This is a genomic window from Sphingobium sp. TomTYG46 (assembly GCF_055396345.1).
On sequence record NZ_AP027324.1, the window covers coordinates 1,102,415 to 1,121,078 of the forward strand.

Below are 18,664 nucleotides of genomic sequence, written 5' to 3' on the forward strand. Positions count from 1 at the left end.
TTATAGTACGTCGCCCGACGCGTTCATCGCATCATCGATGGTTTCAGGCAGCGGCGGCAACACCGGCTTGTCGCATCCAGCAGCCTTCATATGCGCGCGGAGCGCGTCCATGCGCCCGAGATTCCAGCGAGCGAGCGGTATGCCCAACGGGCGGAACTCGGCGCGGTCGAACAGTTCAACGACATAATGCTGGCAAAGCTCGTCCACCTGCCCCAGCGTCAACATCCCAAGGTTCATCACCATGGGCCGCCCCGGCACACCGTCCCGGCCGCGCACTAGGTCGGTCACATATAATCCGCCGCGCGGATCGACCAGCACCACATCGGCCTTCGACGCATCGATCATGCGATGGCTGGCGGCATAGGGCGCGACGAACACATGCGTGCGCCAGACAAGAAAGGTGCTCATCGCCAACGTTATCGCCACGGCCAGGTAAATGGGCCGCATCGCCGCCGGACGGAAACGCGCCCAGCCTAGTCCTGCCAGAAGGCAGAACGGCCCGATGAAGCCATGGGCATAGCGAAAGCCCCAGCCATAGCCCTGCGCCAGCGCCAGCGCGCAACCGGCAAAGCAGCCAAGCGCCAGCGGCAATGCGATTTCCTGCCCCCGCAACGCCTTGCGCCATTGCATCGCCATCACACCCAGCGCCGCCAGCGGCACCATCAATATATTGTTCCATGCGGCAAAGCGGCTGAGGTTGACCAGCGGTTGCCAGCGGTCGCCCAAACGTTCGAACAGGCTCCCCACCTTGTCCGCCACCCCTGCGGAAGGCCGGACATCGGCGGCAGGCCCCAACGACTGGACAAGGAAGCCGGGCCAAAGCTTTGCCCACACGACAACGATGGCGATCAGGATCAGGACGTGAAATGCGGCCACGGCCCAGCGGCGGGACAGAAGCATCCACAATATGAAGGGCGCGATGAAGATAGGCGGGAAATGCCATTGATGCAGGCCAGCCGCCACCAGCGCCACCGCACCGGCGCTGACATGACCGATCACGCCACCCCGCAGGACAAGCGCGAGCCAGACCATGTTGAGCGCGAAATGGCCCGTCATCGCATAGGGGGTCATCGCCGTGACCCAGAGCTGCGTGGACGACAACCCAAGCAGCATCGTCACCCAAACGGCATCGTCCCGCGTCGGAAAAAGATGCAGCGCCACGCGCCACAGGGCAAATAGCCCGGCAATCAACAATGCTGGACCCGCCAGATTCGGGTCGCCCAACTGCCAGAACAAGGCCTGAATCGCGCTGTTCATCGGCAAATAGGCAGCGGTCCAATAGTCGGCAGCGCCAAAGGGAGAGAAGAATTCCGGCATGATCGCGCGCCGATAGGCTTCCCATTCGGCGGGGATCGGCCGGGCGAACAATCCCTCGCGCATATAGGCGGCCGCAAAGCGCGCGACTTCCTCGTCTCGCGAAATCGAATAGTTCTGGAACAGCCAGTAATGGCCCGCCCAGGCGACGAGGCCAAAGACGACGATCAGCGGCACGATCACCCGCGCGCGGGGCTTTGGCAGGCGGAACCCCATCCCCTCGGCAAAAAGCGCCGCCAGCGTCAGCAGTAACAACCCGCCCAACAGAGCGGGAAAATCCTGATCCAGAAACAGGATGACCGCCAGGCTGACACCTTGCCGATACGTCACATGCCACAGAAATGTAGCGCCCAGCCACAGGGTCAGACCGATGGCACCCGCCAGGAAAAGGCGGCGGGCATCGATAGGCCGGGCGGGCGGAACGTACATTCAGCTTTCCTGCGGCAGCAGCGCCCAGTTGACGAAAATGCCGTCCATTTCGACGAGCAGCGGAAAATGTCCCTTGTTGTTGGCGAAGAAAGCCGAGGGAATGAAATCCTTTTGCTCCAGCCAGTCGATCATCGCCTGATAGCCGGTGCCATTTTCGTATATGGGCCTCACGCCAAGTTCGGTCTGCACGCCCGCCATGGCACCGATCGAGGCCCCCGCACCTTCGCAGACGGAAAGATCATGACCCTGCGTGTCCATCTTCAGGAACGGACGGGAAAATCCATGCTCCGCCCGCAACTCCGGCAGAAGCGTGTCGATCCGCCTGCATTGCATCTCGACCGTCCGGGTGACTTTGTTGCGCTCGGCAAAGATGGCATCCTGCCGATCCGACGGCTTCTTGAGCGAGCTGAACTGATCGGCCGCCATGATGTTGAAACTGGCGGTTCCTTCAAAGTCGGACAAGGCAAGGTTGAACACATGCCATTTGGCGTCAGATGCCGCCCGGCGGGATAGCTCGGCAAAGACATCGGGATTGGGTTCAAAGGACAGGATCGTGCCGGCAAAGCCGACGTCCTTGCGCAACATGGCCGCATATTGCCCCCGGTTAGCACCGACATCGAACACGCAATCGACCGCAAAGGCGGAGAGGAACCGGCGAAGCGCCTGGATTTCCGGATATTGATGCACCCGCCCGGCGACGGCGAGGCGGATCGCCAGCGCGCGGTCGGCCAGTTCGCGGACATATCGGCTCATGCGCGCGAGACTATAACAGAGCGGTAAATGCCGATCGTTGCCAACGCCATGTCCTTCCAACTGCCCAAAGTCTCACCATAGGCGCGTGCCGCCGCGCCAGCCGTCTGCCTGATGGCGGGGCTTTGAATTAGCCGCAAGAGGGCTTGAGCAAGATCGTCCGGATTTCCGGCCGCTGTGCGGATCGCCACTCCCTCCGGCAAGGCGGCGAACATGCCCACGCCCGATGTCACCATCGCCTTGCCATGGTGCAGGGCCGACAGGAACGCGCCGCTTGAATCGATTTGGCGATAGGGGAAGATGATGGCATCGGCCTTTGCCATGTGGGCGTCCAGCCGCCCTTCCGTGAGGAAGCCAAGGTCGGCAATCAGCCGACCAGCAAAGCCCTCAGCCCGGACTCTTTCCAGCAATGGCGCTACATCCATGAAGGGCTTGCCTGCCACCACCAGTTCGAAAGCATGCCCCGCCCGCCAGAGCGACATGCAAGCCTCGATCAATATATCGACGCCCTTATACGGCCTGATCGTGCCGAAGAAGAGCAGGCGCGGGACGGAGGCGTCCGGGATAGCGGCCAGTTCGGCCATTGTTGCAGGTGCCAAACGCATCGGGGGATGGGGCGTCACATGAATGCGGGCAGGTGCGATCCCCTGTGCCTCCAATGCCTGGCGCGTCGTATCGCCATGCACGATCAGCGCATCGAATAGGTCGAGCAAGGCGCGATATCCTCTGCCCTGCACGCCTGCATCGGCATGATAGGCATCCGCATTGTGGACCGTATGGACCAGTGGAACCCGCCCCTTCAATCGGCGCAACAGCAGGCGGTCGGCGGGCGCGAGGGGCAGCCATTGGAAATGCGCAACGTCCGCCGCTGCCAGCGCACTGACCCGGCCGAGCGCGCAGGCGGCGCCATATTCGGCGGCCTTGATCAGACGAAAGGCCTTGCCCTCCCCCAATCGCGCTCGCAACGCTTCGCTCCGACGGAAGAATCTTGATTCGTATTGATAGCTCTCCGGCGCGATGGCGTCAGTGGATCGCATCGGGCGGCCGAGCAGGGTCACATCCGCCCCCTGTGCGGCAAGACCGCTGCACAGGCTGTCATCATATCGCCCGGTGAAAAGCGACGGATCGACCATTGCGATCTTCATCGCGCGGCCGGACCTTGCAGCAGACGGCACAACGACAGGGCATGGAGCGCTGCGACCACGATCATCGTCAGCGCATAAATCGCGAGGAAGCCTCGATCGAACCTGTCACCCAGCATCATGGCGAGTGGCACGCTGAGCAGCGATCCGGCGAGGAAGGGTAGAGAGCGCTTGAGCAGGTGAGAAAAGCGCCCGAGCGCCGCCTGGACATAGACCGACACGCAGATCAGCGTCAGCGCCAGCAAAGCGCCATCAATCAGCAGCAGATCGGTCATGCCAATGGCGGCTCGTCCGGCGAACAGCTTTGCGAAGACCCACTGCCCAAGCATCAGCAACGCAGCCGACGCGGCTAGGGCGAAGATAAACCCGGCCGCCAGTGCCCGGGCCAGCAGCTGTCGCAGGCGGGGTCGGTCTCCCCCGTGAAAAGCTCGGGTGATGCGAGGAAGCGCGGCCTCCACCATGGCGCGGATCGCCATGGAAAGCGCCCGCGACATCTTGAACAGGAAATCGAAAAGCAGCATCGGCCGCGCGTCCTGCGTGGCGATCGCTATGGTGAAATAGGGCGCATTATAGGCCACGATCTCAGACACGGTGAACAGCGCTGACGCACTTATATCCCGCAAATAATGGGTGCGCACATATGCCCCGCCCCGGCGAAAGGCGAGCCAGTGCCGCGTCGTCATACCCAACCGATCATGCACCAACTTGATGGCATATCCGATCACGGCCATGCTGATGATCAGTTGCAGCGCCACCGAAAGACGCGCGTCCAACCCTTTGAGGATCAGCAGCAGCAGCGCGATGGTCATCATCCGCCGCAAACAATCCAGCATCTCCCACACAAAATTCCCATCGACCGCCGCCAGCGCTCGTTTCGCGAGCAGCGCCGGAAGGTTGATGCAGGCGGACAGGAAAAAGAGAATGAAGAGAAGCGGCATCGTCGTGTCGATCCCCCCCGCCACCAGCGCGACGAGCAGGATCACCACCCCGCCAAGGATCAGCATGCCCAGGAACAGGAAAAGGACGCCCATTTCCTCCAGACGGAAGCCGTCCCCGCTGTCTCCGCCATGGCCAAGCCAATGACGCCGCAGTCGGGCATAGATGATGCTGGTCAGGCCGAACTCGGCAGAAATGGTGAAGTTGCCGAAGGCGACCAACAGCAGAAATGCCTGAAACTCGCGCAGCGGCAGGACGCGCACGAAAACATAAGTGACGGCGAAACCCCAGATCAGCGTGAGCCCGACATTGGCGAGCTTGATGAGGGCAATGAAGCGGGCAGACCCTTCCATCCTGGCGATGGTCCTGCCGACCAGCACGCTCACCGGGCGGCGCTTCCCATGGGCTTGCGAGCGCGGAACAAGCGGTCATCCAGCGCAAAGAAGTGGCGCGTGTCGGCATCGATCCCGCTCGCGTCAATCTCTTCCAGCTGGAAGCCAGCTGCGCGAATGCGATCGGCGAAATCCAGACCATATTGGCGCACATGGTCCCACTGGCCAAATCGCCGTTCCCGCTCGCGGGGCGGAATGTCGAAGCTGCCATCCTCAGTCGGCTTGTCCCACAGCGGCACGATCAGCCAGGCTTCGCCGCCGGGCTTCAAAGCGCGATAGATATTGCGCAGGACGGCGTGATCGTCCGGCACATGCTCCATGACATGGCTGGCATAGAACAAGTCATATTGTTCAGCCTCCTCCAACGCCATCAGGTCCACGCGGCGCATGCCGGGAACCGAATAGCGCGCCGGATCAAGATCCGCGGGTACATAACCGGCGGCGGCAGAAAAGCGGCGGACAAGGCTGCCTTCATTGGGCGCCATGTGCAGGATGGCCCCATCTTCCGGAACCGTCAGCGTCTTTTCCGCGATCAGATGGTTCATCAGCCGTTCGCGCGGCGATGCTCCGCAATTGGGGCACCCCCATTCCGCATTCTCGCCATAGCGGAAGAAGCCGACTACTGACTGACCACATGCCGGGCACGCCCGGTTAGCGCGCGCGCCCATCGCCTTGCGCAGGACAAGCATGGTCCGGGTCAGATGCTTGCCGACAGCTTTCGCCACCCGCTGGAAAGTAATCACGCCTTGGCTCCGATCAGCATTGGGGAGGGCCTATACATGATGCCCCGCCTTTGGCGAGAGGGATCAGCGTGACTTTGCGGGATTCCAGACAGTGACCGTGCGGCCCGACATGGCTTTCATGACTCCCTGAAGCGTCGCGGCATAGGCGATGAGAATGTCGGTCACCGCCGCCAAAGGCCCCGACTTCGCCCGCAAGCCTAGCGTCAGCAAAAGCAACGCGAGCACCGTCCCACCAAGAGCCAGCAAAGGCGAAATGCGGACAGCCAGCAACAGGGCCGCAATCCCACCGGTCAGGATGAAAACTCCCCCAAACCACCTGATGATCTTGCGAGAAGCATATTTGAACCGGTCGAGCGGCCGCATTCGGCGAAGCTGCGGACGAAGATACAGATGCGTGTGCCATGCGCGAGCGGCGATTCGAACCTTTCGCCGATATTCATCGCCCCTGCCCGCAACCAGTCGCTCCCTGGCGATGACGTCCTTCGCCTTGACCAACCGCGATTCCGCGAACACCACCGCCATCGACACAGTCAGGTCATCAAGCACACTGTCCGGAAAGACAGGATAGAGCGCGCGACGGATGGAAAAGATGGAACCGTCGGCACCAAGCACATTGCCAGTGCGCGATTCCTCGTCCTTCAATCGCTCCTCCATCCGCCAGTAGAGCGAACCCACCGATGCCGTCGCGCTCTCACCCTCGCCCATATAATGCAGCGAACCAAGAACGCCGCCCACATCAGGATCAGCATAGCGGGCGAGAAGAATGCCGATCGCCTCCTCGTCCAGCATCACATTAGCGTCGGTGAAGATCAGCACATCGCCACGTGCGCGCGCCGCCAGCTGCTTCATGCCATGCGCCTTACCGCTGCGACCCGGACCCTGTATCAACGTCACCAGATCACCCCGTGCGGCTATCAGCGACGCGGTCTCGTCCAACGAACCATCGTCAAAGGCCAGAATCTCAAGGGCGGGATGGCGACGCTTTAACATCGCCAGATTGGCCAGCTTCTCCGGCATCGCCGCTGCCTCATTATACGCGCAGAAGAGCAGCGAAGCCGAGGGCACTTCACCCGCGCGCGCCGCGTCCGGCTTCGTCGGCAATGCGCGCAGGATCAGCGGGTAAAAGAGGAACGGCCAGAGCAGCGCCACCACCGACGCGACAAGGATAAGCAAAAGGATCAGGTCCACACCGCGCATCAATAGGCCTTATGATGCACCAGCACCCCGATGGTCGCCATGATGATACGCAGGTCACGCGAGATCGACCATTTCGTCACATATTCCAGGTCCGACTGAAGCCGGTCGATCAAATCTTGATGATGGTCGGTCGATCCGCGATGACCACGGACCTGCGCAAGGCCGGTCATGCCCGGCTTGATGCAATGCCGCTCCCAATAGCGCTCATCGACTTCCCAATAGAGGCTGTCGCCCGCCTTGGCCGCTGCGGCATGGGGACGCGGCCCGACAATGCTCATGTCGCCGCGCAGCACGTTGAAAAGCTGCGGCAGTTCGTCGATGCTGGTGCGGCGCAGGAAGCGTCCGACAGGCGTCACCCGATCGTCGTCCCGCGCTGTCAGCTTGTCCGCCTTGTGGTCGGCCGCCTCGATCCGCATCGACCGGAACTTGTAGATATTGAAGGGCCGCGCATCGCGCCCGATCCGGGGCTGTTTGAAGATGACGGGTCCGGGGCTGGTCAGCTTCACCGCCAGCGCGGCGGCGATCAGCACCGGCGAAATGGCGATGGTCGCAGCTGTCGCTACGATAATGTCGAAAATCCGTTTGATGATCCGGTCGCGGAACTGGAACGGGCCGCCCGCCACGATGATGGTCGGTTGCCCATCGAACTCATCGACGCGAGCAGGTGCGAACCGCAGCAATTCGGGCACCACGATCTCACCGCGCGCGGACAGGGACTTGAGCGCCACCGACCAGTCACTCATCCGCTCCATCGGGCATGCGACAATCACACGCTCCGCCATGCCAACCGCCGCCGCCAGCCGTGCCGCCATGTCGGCATCGTGGCTGGCAGGCCGCAAGTTCGCGGCGGCCGCATCGATCACTTCCATATGCGGGCCGGTCTCAATCTCCACGCCATCCATGATGACGGCGGTAAGGTGCGGCACCTCGCCCAGCAAGCGAGCGCCAAGCCGGGCAATTGCCAGCCGTACCAGCGCGACGCTGACCGCCGAAAAGCCAAGGCCGACGACAAAGGTCAAACGCGAAAGCTGCTCGGCGATCTTGCCCAAATAGACCACCAGCAACATCAGCAACGCCGCCTGCGCCAGCGCCGAAAGCCCCCGGAAGATGCCGCGCCGGATGTCGTCCAGCATGTGAATGCCGTAAGCCCCGCCCTGCACCGCCAGCAATATATAAAGCGGCGCGACCATGGCGAACATCACGAGGCCATGCGGCTTCCCCGGCTCGCCCAGCAGCGCGCCCAGCACGAACCAGTTCGCCAGCAGAAATGACAGGAACAGTCCTGCCAGGTCTCCAAGGAGGCACAGCAGATAAAGTCGCGCTCGAACTATTTCCTTCGAAACTGTCACTTGCGTCCTGCTTGTCCTTAACCCGCCCGCTCCGTTGGCACCGGCGGGACTGCCATGCAAGGCTTTGCGTGAAAGAGCCTTCTTTGCCAGCAGGTCAAAGGCCGAACAAGCGGGTCAACGACTTGTCCAGCATCAGCAGTTGCCAGAGCAAGCGGCCATGATCGGCCATCCCGGACTTGTGATCGGCGGCGATGCGACCCAGCGCCTTGGCGTCGAACCAGCCGGTTCGGGCAAGCGCGGACCCACCCGCAATGGCGCTCGCCTCACCCGCGAGCGGCCCGCGAAACCAGTTGCTGATCGGCGTCACGAAACCCATTTTCTGACGATAGAGAATGTCGTGGGGCAGATAAGGCTCCATGGCCTTCTTCATCAGATATTTGCCGCTATTGCCCCGGATACGCTGGGCAACGGGCAAGCGAGCGGCGAACTCCACCAGCCGATGGTCCAGCAACGGCTCGCGCGCTTCCAGCCCGACAGCCATGCTCATCCGGTCGGTTTTGGTAAGGATGTCGCCCGGCAACCAGATATGAATATCGGCATATTGCGCCCGGTCCAGCGGATCGCGCGCAGGCGCGTCCGCCATGGCACGGATATAGCGGTCCTCCGCCCGATAAGCGCCCAGCCGACTGCGCATGTCCTGACTGAACAGCCTTTGGCGCAGCGCATGAGGTGTCACGCTGACGGATGCCGCATAAGCCTCGCTCCCCTCACCCGCCAATTCGAGGAAGGTCGACTTTGCCCGCAGCGCTTGGGGCGCCCAATCGGCTTTCGGATACCAGCGGCCTAAGGTGCCGAACAGCGGCTCTCGAACCGATGCGGGAAGGAGGCTGCGCACCCGCTCCCCCTGCATCTGGAAACGATGGCGGCGATATCCGGCAAAGGCTTCATCGGCACCATCACCCGACAGGGCGACCGTCACTTTCTCCCGCGCCAGTTCGCACACCCGATAGGTGGGCAGCGCGGAGGCATCGGCGAAAGGCTCGTCAAAATGATAGGCAAGCGTATCGATCAACCCATAATCATCGGGCGATACGATCCGCATACGGTGATCGGTAGCAAAGCGCCGGGCAATCCGGTCGGCATAGGCACTTTCGTCCAGGCTCGCCACATCGAAGCCGATGGTACAGGTTTTGACCGCCTGATTGGACGCCTCCGCCATCAAGGCGACGACGCTGCTACTATCCACACCGCCGGACAGAAATGCTCCCAGCGGCACGTCGGAAACCATGCGTGACCGTACCGCCTGCCGCATCAGGGCGACCAGTTCCTCCTCCAACGTCTCGGGCTTCGCCTTGCTGCGTTCGGCAAAGGTCACATCCCAATAGCGTTGCGGCTGCGGCACGGGTCGCCCACGCACCAGCCGCAATGTGTGACCCGCCGCCAACTTGCGCACGCCCGCAACGATGCAGGCGTCGTCGGGCACATAGCCATAGGCCATGAAATCCTCGACCGCAGCCAAATCTGGGGCGCGGCGGAGCAGCGGGTGAGCGAGCAGGACCTTCAATTCCGACCCAAAGATCAGACTGCCATCCGAAAGCTGCGCATAATATAGCGGCTTCACCCCCAGCCGGTCGCGCACCAGCCACAGCGACTGCGCCCGCGGGTCGAACAGGGCAAAGGCGAACATGCCATGGAACCGCTCGACACAGGCCTCGCCCCACTGGCGATAGCCGTGGAGGATGACCTCCGTATCGCTGTCCGTGCGGAAGACATGGCCCTTGGCCTCCAGCTCGGCGCGAACTTCGGCGAAATTATAGATCTCGCCATTGAAAGTGACGGCCAGGCTCTCATCCTCGGTCAGCATGGGCTGCGCCCCGCCGCCAAGGTCGATGATGGATAGACGCACATGGCCCAGCCCGACGCCCGGCGCCGTCCACACGCCGCTGCCGTCAGGCCCGCGATGCGGCATCACGTCCAGCATCGCGCGCACCCGCGCCGGATCGACCGGCTTGGCCGTTTCAAGATGGAAGATGCCCGCTATCCCGCACATGCGAACGGGCTTTAGCGGATGCCGAGGCTGCGGTCAGCCAAATCCTTCACATCGCCAATATCTTGCAGGAACAGCGCGATGGCGGAGTCGGCGGGCTTGCCCTGCCGCTCTTCGGCCGAGACGATGATGGCGGCGGCGCGCTGATCGCGGCCGAGCAACCGGGTCAGCATCGTGTCGACCTTCACGCGCGGCGCGCTGCCGGTGACGGGGCCGTCCCCCACCTTGTAGAAGCTGACGGCATGGCGGACCACCGGCCCGGGGGCGGTCATCTGCTCGCCTAGCCCGTTCGAGGGGGCGGGCGCAGGCGAGGACCATGACCAACGCTGGTCAGGATTCGCGGCGCCTTGAGCAAAGCCCACAAGCTCACGCCCCTCATCCTGCCGATCAAAGCTGGCGATGGCGAGGTCAACCACATCTCCCTCCGCATTCCGGTAGCGTCCAAGGACAAGATAGTCCGCCCCATCGAATCGCGGTCTCCAGGGGTAGCGGGGCTGCGCCGAAGTCAGTGCCCAGTCCTTGACCGCAGGGAGAGTCGGCGCACCAGTTAGTGACTTGCTCGCCGCCGCGCTCACGATCAGCCAGACGGGCGCGACAAGCACCAACACGCTCGCTGCACCGACGGCGACGACAAGCGGGAGGCGACCACGAATGAGACTCCCAAGCCGAGCAGGATCAAACCATGGATCACCCGGCCGTCGGTCGAAAAAGGGCCACGCTGCGGCCATCACCACCGCCATGATAATGGCGAAAAAGACCCATCCATACATGACATGGTCAAAGCCGACAGCGGCCTCGATATTGGTCAGATGTGCGATCCATATTGTCCCGAATGCGCGCAAGCCATTGGCCAGCACCGCCAATATCAGCGCACCGGCCATGAAGAGGATGCGGCGCGGCCAGCTCGCAAAGCAGACATTGCAGACCAGCGCGCCATAGGCCGTCATCGCAATGACGAACTTCGCGCCCGAGCAGGCCTCCGCCACCCGGAAATAGCCGGTGGGCGTCGTTATGAAGATGCCGTCCAGATGCGCGGGAACGCCCGCAATGCCGAGAAAGACCATGCACAGCCGCGCCGTGATCAATTGCAGCGGCGCGACCAGTTCCTCCCCCATCGGCACCATGAAGAAGGCATAGAAAAGCGGGAACAGTAGCGCTCTCGCTACGGCAGGCCCGAGCAGCGTGATGACGCTACCCTGCAACATCAGGATGATCGCCGCATGGCGGAACACCGCGACACCCGCCGCCGCTCCCAACAGCCAGGCGAAGGCGCCCAGCCCCATCCAAATCAATCCGGGAGCCCAGGCTACGGGCTGAAGCTGGCGCAGGCCGGGAAGTCCCTGCTGCACCAGCCAGGCGATCAGGAACGGGATGAAGAGGCAATGGCCGAAGGTGGACGCATTCCACCATATCGACACCATGCTCGCCGCATCGCGATGGAACAATGTGAGGATCAGGAACGCCAGAACGCCAAGCGCGGCGAGATGCCCGCGCCAACCTTCCACGCCAACGCTGCGCGCTCGAGACAAAGGCAGCGTCCTGTCAGTCACGCGGCCCGGCTGCCTAAAGCGGGCACAGGACCAAACAGCATATCCGGCAAATCTTTAAGCGTTTCCGACCAGCGATAGCGTTGCTCAACCCGTGAACGGCCAGCCTCGCCCAGACGCCGTGCTCGCTCAGGATCGGCCAGCAGCGCGCATATCTTCTCAACCTCTTCGGCAGGATCAGCCGCGATGAGAAAATGCACCCCGTCCTGCGCATCGATGCCTTCGGCTGCTTGCGGCGACGCGACTATGGGCCGCGCCATGGCCATCGCCTCCAGCACCTTATTCTGTATTCCGCGGGCGATCCGAAGCGGCGCAACCACAATATCCGCCGCCGCCAGCCAGCCGCGAACATCAGGCACCGCGCCAGTCACAATGACGCCGGGTAACTGCGACAGCGCACTAACCTGCGGCGAAGGATTGCGCCCGACGATGGCAAAGCAAGCCTCGGGATGTCTGGCTCGCAAGGCTGGCAAACTATCACGCGCAAAGCTTTCTACCGCCTCGACATTGGGCCGATAATCCATCTGCCCGGTGAACAGGATGAGCGGACCCGCCGGTCGCGTAACCCCATCAAATTCGGCCGCCGGATCGAAATAATCCAACGCCACGCCATTATCCATGCCGATGACCCGCGCGCCGTCCAGGCCCGCAGCCTCCCGGAACAGTGCGGCCTCGGCTTCACTAACGAAAGCGCTGACATCAGCACGCTCGGCAGTGGCACGCTCAAAATTGAGCAGAACCCGCCCTTCGCGCCGGTTGATCCACCCCATGGCACCGCCGCCTGCCGCTCCATAGCTCGCATATTTGGCCGAATCGAAATCGACGAAATCCATGACGAAACGAACGCCATCGGGAAGCACCGGCACAAAATGCGCCATCTGCACCGAATAGGCCATCACCGCCGCGATCGGCCGCTCCGCCAAAGTCGTCCGCACCCATTGATGCAGCCGCTTGTCATCAAAGAGGGACACCAGCATCGGCTGCCGCCTAACCAATCCGGACAGACCCGCCACAACGCGCGACCTGTCGCGCTTCAGCACGCACTGGCTCGCCGTCATCTCCGCCATGGCCGGGGCGAAGCTCAGATCGCGATCGTCATCCGCAAAGCAGCCGACATGCACGGGCGCTATCTCCGCCAGCCGCTTCAATATGTGATAGGAACGTATCTTGTCGCCCCGATCAGGTGGAAAGGGGATGCGGTGACAGAGGAAAACTATCTCGCCCGTCATCCCAGCCCCCGCGAAATCAGCGGCCCGATCAGGTTGGCGATCGGGAGCGGCAGCTTCTTCCACATCTCCACGCGACGCTGATATTGCGCGCTGTTGGGATTGATGTCGCGCCGCTCGCCCGTCGCCGACCAGCTATGATAGGCGAGTGGCACTGGATCAAAGCCAAAGCTTTTCTTCCACGCGGCTTGCCCGCTCCCCGTCTTGGACCGCCCGAAATCGAACAACCGCATGCCGCGTGTCCGCCCATGGCCCATCAGCCGGTAATACATGAGTTCGTTGGAACGCAGCCGCCGCGCTTCGGCAACACCTCCGCCCCAGAATGGCATGACCCGCCCCTGATGGTAGAGTGTCAGCACTCCCGAAACCGGCCGGTCACCCTCATAGACGATCAATATGTCGGCATCCTCACCGAACGCCGCCAGCACTTCGCGAAACAGGCGCCTCGGAAAAACCGGCGTCCCGAGATTGCGCACGCTCTGCGCATAAACATCATAATGCGCCCGCACGAGATGATCGCCGCGCCCAACCTCAACCCTCAACGCCGGATTAGTCAATGCCTTGCGCAATTCCGCCCGGTGCTTGCGTGGGACAGCGAGCAACTCACCCTCGTCATCGGCAGCGATCGGCCTGACGAAGCCGAGATGGCTCCCCTCATGAATTGTCCAGCCCTCGCCGGGTGATGACCCGCCGCGCAGTTCGACCGAAGCGACGCCGCGATCCCGTGCAAATCCTTCAGCAGCGCTCGCCAGCGCCGACGAAATGGCAGAATCGCTCGTCAATATGCCGCCATCGACGGCAAAGCCCGAAGACACGAGCGCTTCACCGAACAGGCGGCTTTTCATGTGCGTCAGCGGGAGAAGACCCGCGATCTGGCCCGACGATGCTACCGCAGCCAGCATATGCGCACGATTGCCAGTGCCACGCTCAACCGCCTTGATCCAGGCAGGCCGATGGAAAGGCGTTCCGTCCACCATGCCCTCAACGAAGGCATCCACCGCAGCCACCTGCACGGCGTCGTCCAAATCGAGCGTAACAACGCCGACACCTGCTCCGCCATCCACCCTCATGCCGCCAACTCCGCCTCGCGAGCGACAAGCGCATCCACGCGCGTCCAGGAAAAATCAGCGGTCAGCCGACGCAGCTTGTCCGCCATCACGGACAGATTGCTGTAATGGCGCAAACGCGATCGAAGCGGCGCTCCCGCCACGCGCGGCTGGTCGGGATCAATTTCCCAGGGATGGAAATAGATGATGGCGGGCTGCTTCTCCCGCCCATTCACTTGCCGGATAGCCCAGCGGGAAAAGCCATAGGGCAGCAAACGGAAAAACCCTCCGCCCCCAGCCGCCAACCTCCGCCCGCCAAATTCGGCAGTCGTCACCGGCAGCTCCAGCAAATCACTCCCCGCCGCCGGCCGCCAGGCAAAGCGGGGCGATTCAGGCCAGCCATAATGATCATGTCGGATCGGCGCGACGCTACTGGAATAACGATAGCTCTCTTCCGCCAATATGGCGTGCGCCCATGGCGTGCGATGATCGATCGAAAAGCTGGGCGCCCGATAGCCAATGACGCGCTGCCCGCTGGCATCCTCCAGCAAAGCGCGCGACCGGCGCAAATCCGTGCGAAACGCCTCCGGGCTCATCGTAAAGACACGCGCGTGATCATAGCCATGGCTCGCCACCTCATGCCCAGCCTCGGCTATCCGCCGCATCAAGGCGGGGTAGCGTTCCGCCACCCACCCAAGCGTGAAGAATGTCGCGCTGACCCCCGCCTCGTCAAACAGGGCCAGCACGGCATCCGTATTGCGCTCCACCCGATGCGTCAGTCCGTCCCATGAAGACCGGCTGATCGTGCGCTCAAAAGCGCCGACATGAAACCAATCCTCCACATCGACCGATAGGGCATTCAGCACCATGGTCGGGTTCAGGCAGCGGCGCTGTGCGGCGCGTCGCCCATCCGCTGTTCACGCTCCACCCAGTCCACCAGCAACGTCAGTACCCGGCGCAGCGCCGTATCCTGTTCGCCCACACGGAATTCAAGCGACGAAAGCCGCTCCTCGATCAGAGTGAAGCAATCCTTCAGCGCCTCAGGGTCCACCGCCTGGATGGCGACCTGTTCGATCCGCAGCGAATCTACTTCCGCGCGCAGCGTGGCAATCTCGTCCATCAGCGCGGGCGATGGCTCAGGCTGACGCGACCGCAGCGCATTAAGTTCGGCGCGCAGTGTTTCGCGCGCGGGTTCCACCTGCGCCGCGACCGGAGTCACAGCAGGCGCCTCCTCCGCACGGTCCAGCACGGATGACGGCATCGGTTGCACGGCAACATCGCTGTCCGCGCCCATATCCTCGATCACCGCCTGCACCGCAGCCGCATCGATTTCCGACAACTGATCCAGCGCACCCAGCAGCAGCACACGGCTGGCAAGAACGTTCACCCGGCGCGGAACGCCCCCGGTCGCGGTATAGATGGCCGCGAACGCGTCCGGCGTGAACTGCGGATCGCCGTTCCATCCGACAATCGACAGGCGATGCAGGATGTAAGGCTCGATCTCCTCGGGCTGCATCGGATCGAGATGATGGGTCGCGATCACGCGCTGCCGCAACTGCTCCAGCTGCGCGGACTTCAGCAGATCGCGAAATTCCGGCTGGCCCAGCAGGAATATCTGCAACAGCGACTGCCCGCCCAACTGGAAGTTGGAAAGCATGCGCAGCTCTTCAATCGCCGAAACAGAGAGGTTCTGCGCCTCATCGACGATCAGCAGCGACCGCCGCCCTGCGCGCGCCTGACCATGCAGGAACGCCTCGATCTGCCGCAAAATCTGCGCCTTGGGCATGTCATCGGTCGGCAGGCCAAAGCTCTGCGCGGTTAAGCGCAGCATGTCGTCACCGCCAACCTGCGTCGATACGATCTTGACCGCAGTGAGCCGCGCCGGATCGATCGTCGCCATCAGGTGCCCGACCAGCGTCGTCTTGCCCGCGCCGATGTCGCCGGTAATGACGATGAAGCCTTCACCCTGCGCCAGACCATAGCCCAGATAGGACAGCGCCTTGCGGTGGGTCGCGCTCTCAAAATAGAAATGCGGGTCGGGGGTCAGCTGGAACGGGCGGCCCTCAAATCCGTAGAACTGGTCGTACATCTCTCGTCTCCGGACGCGATTAGAAGCTGTACCGCAGGCCGACCTGGCCCATGGCGTTGATGACGGCATCCAGATCGTCCGCCTTGGCGCTGTCGAGCCCAAGCGAAGCGGATGCCTGAAGATTGCGGTTGATAAGGCGGTTGTAGCTGGTGAACGCACCCAGGTTCAGCACGTCGAGCCGCGCGCCGCTCGCATCGAAATAATTGGCGTAGACGGCGCTATCCAGGCTGGACCGACTGTCGATCACATAGCTGAGCGATGCGGTGCCATACCAGTTCTGGTCCCGCGTTCCGCGCACGAACACCGTCTGACCCGAAGGCGTCACAAACTTGCGCTGCGAATAGCCAAGGCCGACGCCAAGGCCCCAAGGCCCCCGCTGCGCCGCATATTGGGCGGCAACGCCCCGATAGCGGAAGTTCGCGTCGGTAACTCCCGTCAGCGCGTCGTTGAAGCACTGCCCACCACCGCTTTGCGAGAAGGCGCAGCCGGTGAAATCTCCAGTGAAGGGATTGCGCACGACATTCAGGCTGCTGCCCGAGACCGCCGCGACATTGGAGGTGATGATCCGCCCAAAGCTGTCGATGCCGTCGAATACCACCAGCGCGAACGACTGGCCGCGACCCTGCCATACGAAGCTGCCCGTATAGCTCATCCCGCCATAGCGCTCGCCGACCCGCGCCTCCAGCGAGGTGCGGCGGTTGGGACGCCAGAGCACGCCAACGTCCCAGATGATGTCATCGAAATCATAGATCAGCGCGCGCGGCGAACTGTCGTCAGTGACATAACGGCCGTTGCGGACCACCGGCACGCCGCTCCCGTCAAGCTCAGGCGAACGTTGGCTGATCTTAATCCGTTCATAGCCTACACCCCCGGCAAGGGCGACGGTCTGCGACACCGGCAGCGTAGCATCCACGCGGCCCCATGCATCCTCGAACCGCTGATCCAGTTCGCTCGCATCTTCCCGGTCATAGCCAGCGCTAGCCACGATGCCGAGCGGCAGCCAAACACCCGGCGCCACGCCGACCGAGCCGGCCAGGCTATGCGAAACCGAGTCAGCGAAGGAGCCGACATTGGGCGCTCCGGCGAAGTCGGCGTTCACATCTTCATCGACCCGCGCGTAGCCGAGGCGATAGGAGGCGGTAACGTCGATGTCGCCGAAGGATGACGCGTAGGACGGCCCCACATAACCGGCATAAACCTGGCTCGTCTGGCTATCGTTCAGCGTCGCCGCGCCCGATAGCCCATCGGTGCGTATGCGCGTCGCAAGCGCCCCGGCGTTGAGCGTCAGCCCATGCGACACCAGATACTGGCCCGACACGATACCGCTGATCACATCCTGATCGCTGGCCTCACGCCCCCAGCCGAAGCTGTGATTATATTGAATGTCAGCAACCGCCTCGACACGGCGCGTCTGCAACTGCGCGGTCAGTCCCGCCGTCACATTAGTATAGGTCAGGACATCGCCGCCACCTTTCAGCGGCACGAGCACGGTCTGATCGACGCCCAGATAGGGCGTGACTTCGACCTTCCGCTCTTGCGCCTTGGCGGGCGAAGCGGTCAGCGCCAGCGCGCCCAGCAACCCCAGGGAAGTACGCAGCATCATGCGTCGTCGCTCCCCTCGCCATAATAGCTGCCAAAGCGGCGACCGCTGGCGGAGAAGGTCACGCCGTTCAGCAGCAACTGCACCTGCCCCGCCGCCTTCAGCATGCCCGCCGCGTCACGCAGCGCGCTTTCGCTCGTCTGGTCGGCGCGCACCACCAGCAACGCGATGGCCGCATGGCTCGCCAGCACGGCACCGGCCGACGCAGCGAGCAAAGGCGGCGAATCGAACAGGATGACCCGGTCCGGCCGCCCCTCGGTCAGGCGGTGAAGCAGCGTTTCCGTCCGCGCCGAAGCCAGATATTCCGTGTCGTTGTTGCTCCGCTGTCCCGCAGGCAGCACGGCAAAGGACGGAATATCCGTCCGGATCACACAGTCCTCGATCGCGACCGACGGATCGACAATGGCATCCATCAGCCCCTGCCCGCTCGTCAGGCCCAGCGCCTCTGGAATGCCCGGCTTGCCGAAGTCAGCATCGACCAGCAGGATCTCCCGATCCTTCTCCGCCGCCAGGCTAAGCGCCAGGTTGATCGCGCAGAAGCTCTTCCCCTCCCCGCTATGGGCCGAGCACACCAGCACACGATTGCCGCGCGGATCATCGCCAAGCTGCGCAAGCAGATCGCGCTTCAGCAGCCGGAACTCCTCGCTAACCGCAGTCGCCGGACTATCGGGCGACAGCCAGCCATTCTCGGCCAGAGCAATCCGGTCGATACTCTGCACCGGCCCACGCCAGTCAGGCGCGCGATATCCCGCCTCCACAGCCACCGGCCGGGCAATCTCCACCACTGGCGGCAAGACCTCATCGGCAGGCACTTCCACAGCAGGAGCGGCACGCCCCTGCAAAGCCGCGCTGAAATCGTAGATTTCCGTCGCCCGCTCGATCAGCGAACCTTTGGAAAGGGAGCTATGCTTGTTCAT

General features: G+C 62.9%; 15 protein-coding genes. All 15 read right to left on the reverse strand.

Annotated elements, in window-relative coordinates; translation table 11 throughout:
• The 15 genes from ACZ5YV_RS05630 to ACZ5YV_RS05700 all read right to left on the reverse strand — a co-directional run bounded on the left by ACZ5YV_RS05630 (position 1) and on the right by ACZ5YV_RS05700 (position 18,664).
• Positions 1–1,743 (reverse strand): MFS transporter, encoded by a 1,743-nt coding sequence (locus ACZ5YV_RS05630; RefSeq protein ID WP_464788936.1) that lies wholly within the window; start codon positions 1,741–1,743, stop codon positions 1–3.
• Positions 1,744–2,496 (reverse strand): FkbM family methyltransferase, encoded by a 753-nt coding sequence (locus ACZ5YV_RS05635; protein ID WP_464788937.1) that lies wholly within the window; start codon positions 2,494–2,496, stop codon positions 1,744–1,746.
• Positions 2,493–3,638, reverse strand: a complete 1,146-nt coding sequence (locus ACZ5YV_RS05640; protein ID WP_464788938.1) for a glycosyltransferase family 4 protein — start codon at positions 3,636–3,638, stop codon at positions 2,493–2,495. The genes ACZ5YV_RS05635 and ACZ5YV_RS05640 overlap by 4 nt, the downstream gene beginning before the upstream one ends.
• A complete protein-coding gene (locus ACZ5YV_RS05645) occupies positions 3,635–4,924 on the reverse strand; it encodes a hypothetical protein (protein WP_464789156.1) in 1,290 nt (429 codons plus the stop codon). Before ACZ5YV_RS05645 ends, ACZ5YV_RS05640 begins: the two co-directional genes overlap by 4 nt.
• Positions 4,925–4,953: 29 nt before the next feature.
• On the reverse strand, positions 4,954–5,706 hold the full coding sequence (locus ACZ5YV_RS05650) for a methyltransferase domain-containing protein (RefSeq protein ID WP_464788939.1): 753 nt from the start codon (positions 5,704–5,706) through the stop codon (positions 4,954–4,956).
• Positions 5,707–5,769: 63 nt separating this feature from the next.
• Complete coding sequence (locus ACZ5YV_RS05655) at positions 5,770–6,903, reverse strand: glycosyltransferase (protein WP_464788940.1); 1,134 nt, start codon at positions 6,901–6,903, stop codon at positions 5,770–5,772.
• Complete coding sequence (locus tag ACZ5YV_RS05660; RefSeq protein ID WP_464788941.1) at positions 6,903–8,252, reverse strand: sugar transferase; 1,350 nt, start codon at positions 8,250–8,252, stop codon at positions 6,903–6,905. The genes ACZ5YV_RS05655 and ACZ5YV_RS05660 overlap by 1 nt, the downstream gene beginning before the upstream one ends.
• Positions 8,253–8,346: 94 nt before the next feature.
• On the reverse strand, positions 8,347–10,242 hold the full coding sequence (locus tag ACZ5YV_RS05665) for an XrtA/PEP-CTERM system amidotransferase (protein WP_464788942.1): 1,896 nt from the start codon (positions 10,240–10,242) through the stop codon (positions 8,347–8,349).
• Positions 10,243–10,253: 11 nt separating this feature from the next.
• On the reverse strand, positions 10,254–11,789 hold the full coding sequence (gene xrtA / locus ACZ5YV_RS05670; RefSeq protein ID WP_464788943.1) for an exosortase A: 1,536 nt from the start codon (positions 11,787–11,789) through the stop codon (positions 10,254–10,256).
• Positions 11,786–13,015 carry a TIGR03087 family PEP-CTERM/XrtA system glycosyltransferase gene (locus ACZ5YV_RS05675; RefSeq protein ID WP_464788944.1) on the reverse strand — a complete coding sequence of 410 codons (1,230 nt, stop codon included), beginning with the start codon at positions 13,013–13,015 and terminating at the stop codon, positions 11,786–11,788. The genes xrtA and ACZ5YV_RS05675 overlap by 4 nt, the downstream gene beginning before the upstream one ends.
• A complete protein-coding gene (locus tag ACZ5YV_RS05680; RefSeq protein ID WP_464788945.1) occupies positions 13,012–14,082 on the reverse strand; it encodes a FemAB family XrtA/PEP-CTERM system-associated protein in 1,071 nt (356 codons plus the stop codon). Before ACZ5YV_RS05680 ends, ACZ5YV_RS05675 begins: the two co-directional genes overlap by 4 nt.
• Positions 14,079–14,927, reverse strand: coding sequence for an XrtA system polysaccharide deacetylase (locus ACZ5YV_RS05685; RefSeq protein ID WP_464788946.1), 849 nt, complete (start codon positions 14,925–14,927; stop codon positions 14,079–14,081). Before ACZ5YV_RS05685 ends, ACZ5YV_RS05680 begins: the two co-directional genes overlap by 4 nt.
• Before the next feature lie 8 nt (positions 14,928–14,935).
• Entirely contained in the window at positions 14,936–16,147 is a 1,212-nt protein-coding gene (locus ACZ5YV_RS05690) for an XrtA/PEP-CTERM system-associated ATPase (protein WP_464788947.1), read from the reverse strand.
• 19 nt (positions 16,148–16,166) lie between these two features.
• Positions 16,167–17,750, reverse strand: a complete 1,584-nt coding sequence (locus ACZ5YV_RS05695; RefSeq protein WP_464788948.1) for a hypothetical protein — start codon at positions 17,748–17,750, stop codon at positions 16,167–16,169.
• Positions 17,747–18,664: a P-loop NTPase gene (locus ACZ5YV_RS05700; protein ID WP_464788949.1), complete on the reverse strand. Its 918-nt coding sequence runs from the start codon at positions 18,662–18,664 to the stop codon at positions 17,747–17,749. The genes ACZ5YV_RS05695 and ACZ5YV_RS05700 overlap by 4 nt, the downstream gene beginning before the upstream one ends.

Bases quoted from the DNA above. Each gene is read 5' to 3' on its own strand.
- ACZ5YV_RS05675 (WP_464788944.1), bottom strand. From the start codon at position 13,015: ATGACGGGCGAGATAGTTTTCCTCTGTCACCGCATCCCCTTTCCACCT.
- ACZ5YV_RS05690 (WP_464788947.1), bottom strand. From the start codon at position 16,147: ATGTACGACCAGTTCTACGGATTTGAGGGCCGCCCGTTCCAGCTGACC.
- ACZ5YV_RS05685 (WP_464788946.1), bottom strand. From the start codon at position 14,927: ATGGTGCTGAATGCCCTATCGGTCGATGTGGAGGATTGGTTTCATGTC.
- ACZ5YV_RS05635 (WP_464788937.1), bottom strand. From the start codon at position 2,496: ATGAGCCGATATGTCCGCGAACTGGCCGACCGCGCGCTGGCGATCCGC.
- ACZ5YV_RS05695 (WP_464788948.1), bottom strand. From the start codon at position 17,750: ATGATGCTGCGTACTTCCCTGGGGTTGCTGGGCGCGCTGGCGCTGACC.
- ACZ5YV_RS05665 (WP_464788942.1), bottom strand. From the start codon at position 10,242: ATGTGCGGGATAGCGGGCATCTTCCATCTTGAAACGGCCAAGCCGGTC.
- ACZ5YV_RS05655 (WP_464788940.1), bottom strand. From the start codon at position 6,903: ATGCGCGGTGTGGACCTGATCCTTTTGCTTATCCTTGTCGCGTCGGTG.
- ACZ5YV_RS05640 (WP_464788938.1), bottom strand. From the start codon at position 3,638: ATGAAGATCGCAATGGTCGATCCGTCGCTTTTCACCGGGCGATATGAT.
- ACZ5YV_RS05645 (WP_464789156.1), bottom strand. From the start codon at position 4,924: ATGGAAGGGTCTGCCCGCTTCATTGCCCTCATCAAGCTCGCCAATGTC.
- ACZ5YV_RS05680 (WP_464788945.1), bottom strand. From the start codon at position 14,082: ATGAGGGTGGATGGCGGAGCAGGTGTCGGCGTTGTTACGCTCGATTTG.
- ACZ5YV_RS05700 (WP_464788949.1), bottom strand. From the start codon at position 18,664: ATGAACAAGCATAGCTCCCTTTCCAAAGGTTCGCTGATCGAGCGGGCG.
- ACZ5YV_RS05630 (WP_464788936.1), bottom strand. From the start codon at position 1,743: ATGTACGTTCCGCCCGCCCGGCCTATCGATGCCCGCCGCCTTTTCCTG.